2 protein-coding genes are annotated in these 1,908 nt (G+C 53.5%); both read left to right on the top strand.

Annotation, left to right across the window (positions count from 1 at the left end):
- Positions 1 to 91: 91 nt before the first annotated feature.
- The gene (locus tag AC6CHM_RS25080; RefSeq protein ID WP_498176060.1) at positions 92 to 862 is read left to right on the top strand and encodes an SDR family NAD(P)-dependent oxidoreductase; all 771 of its coding nucleotides are present in this window, start codon (positions 92 to 94) and stop codon (positions 860 to 862) included.
- A gap of 233 nt (positions 863 to 1,095) precedes the next feature.
- Positions 1,096 to 1,764, top strand: coding sequence for a TetR/AcrR family transcriptional regulator (locus AC6CHM_RS25075; RefSeq protein ID WP_498176058.1), 669 nt, complete (start codon positions 1,096 to 1,098; stop codon positions 1,762 to 1,764).
- Positions 1,765 to 1,908: the final 144 nt, after the last annotated feature.

The raw sequence follows: 1,908 nt of genomic DNA, 5'->3' as shown, positions 1-1,908 counted from the left end.
CGTCACCAAAACCACAGCCTGTCGAAAATGCATGGGATTACCTGCTGACGGAGCTGCTACTCGGAAAAACAGAACATGAAAGGCTTTTGTCGTGAGCAACTATAGCGGTAAGGTGGTCGTAATCACCGGGGCAGGGTCGGGAATGGGCCGGGCCATGGTCAGTGAATTTGTTTCCAGAGGAGCACATGTTGCCGTTCTCGACATCAATCTGGATCGAGCTGTCGAAACGGTCGAAAAACTCGCTACGCCGGATATGGCCTGTTCAATACAGGCCGACGTGAGTGACGCCGAAAGCGTCGACAAAGCTGTCAAGGCAGTCATTGAGCGCTGGCAAAAAATTGATCTTCTTTGCAACAACGCAGGAATTCTGGATGGACATGCCCCAGCACACGAGGTTAGCCTTGAGGAGTGGAACAGGGTCCTTGCCGTTAATCTCACAGGTCCCTTCCTGATGGCGCGTGCCGTGATTCCGCACATGCTGTCGCAAGGAAAAGGCGCAATCATCAACACATCGTCAACGTCTGGATTCAGTGCCGCTGGCGGAGGATCGGCATACACCGCTTCCAAGCACGGCGTGATTGGCTTAACGCGCCAACTGACATTTGAATACGGGGCACGCGGCATTCGCGTTAACGCGATTTGCCCTGGAGCCACCGCAACACCCTTGGCCCTGCCGGAGCACAATGCCGCGTCTCCCGATATGGTGCTCGCAATCAGCAAAGTTCCCGCACGTCGTTGGTGCCAGCCGGAAGAAATCGCAAAACTGGCAGCCTTTCTTGGAAGCGATGATGCCGATTACGTTCATGGAAGCGCCTATGTAATGGATGGTGGATGGCTGACTGCTGCTCGCGACCCGTTTTAGTACCTGTACTTTTCCGGCAGTTTGATCAGCATGGATCTTTTAAAGTGCAAAGACTTGAGCTGACCACTTTGCAAGACCGGGCGCCGGTAGCCGGTAAGGCGCAAACTTTATATCTATAGCCGCTGGTATTGTGGGCTTGTACGTGGCCGACAGTGTGCAGCCGCGCATAAGTAAGTCATTGACTTCGCAGGTTACGCGAGATTCACTGCGACGACGTACTGTAAGGATATCTGATGACCCTTCCGCCTCGCGTGATGGCTGCACGCAATATGTTCAAGCAGCATCTGGATCAACGCGATTGGTCTGATTTGACCCCGGGCCGAAAGCGTATCCTGGAAGTGTTTTTAAAGCTTGCGAGTCTCGAGGGCTATTCCGCGGTAACGATGCGGTTACTTGCCAAACAAGCCAGTGTGAAGGCTTCCAGTATCTACTTCCATTTCCCGGGAGGGCGCAGCGAAATCGTGGCGGAGTCGCTGCGCTGGCATTACAGCAACTGGGGATATGCGATTCTTGAGGCAGTCGACGAAACGAGCAATATTGAGGAATTTTGGGATGCTTTGATCGTTACGGCTGCAAAACGTCAGATCTCGCATCCAGCGAGCGACCTTTGGGATCTCCTTGTGAGAATGGATCGCATCGGTGGGTTTCTGGAGCTGGAATTCCGTCGGGAGATCGATCACTGGCTGGACCTTTGTGCAGGACTTTTCGGTGCCGCCGCAGAGGAGATGGGATATCTGCCTGACAAACGCGCTGTTCGGGCTATAATGTCGCTGCTTGATGCTGCAAGCTCCTGGTGCGAATGGTCGGGAAATCCCGACGACTTAGAGGCCTGTGGCGAGCAAGCCATACTCCTGTCACGGACAATCCTGACGTCTCAAAGAAGAACCGGCCGTTCTATCTGAAAATCCCTGATCCTCAACCGTGTCGGTTTATTACAATTTGATCGGGAATCACTCCACTGTGTGGCTTTTTGGCGCTGTCGATCCTAGTCTCGAGGATCCAGTTGATGATGGCCGACGCCCCCGGATAAAGAGGGTTTTATATGA

It is taken from the genome of Phyllobacterium sp. GQ127, from assembly GCF_059758635.1.
Note: the sequence above shows the minus strand (reverse complement) of the source record. Positions and strands in the feature narration are given on the sequence as shown.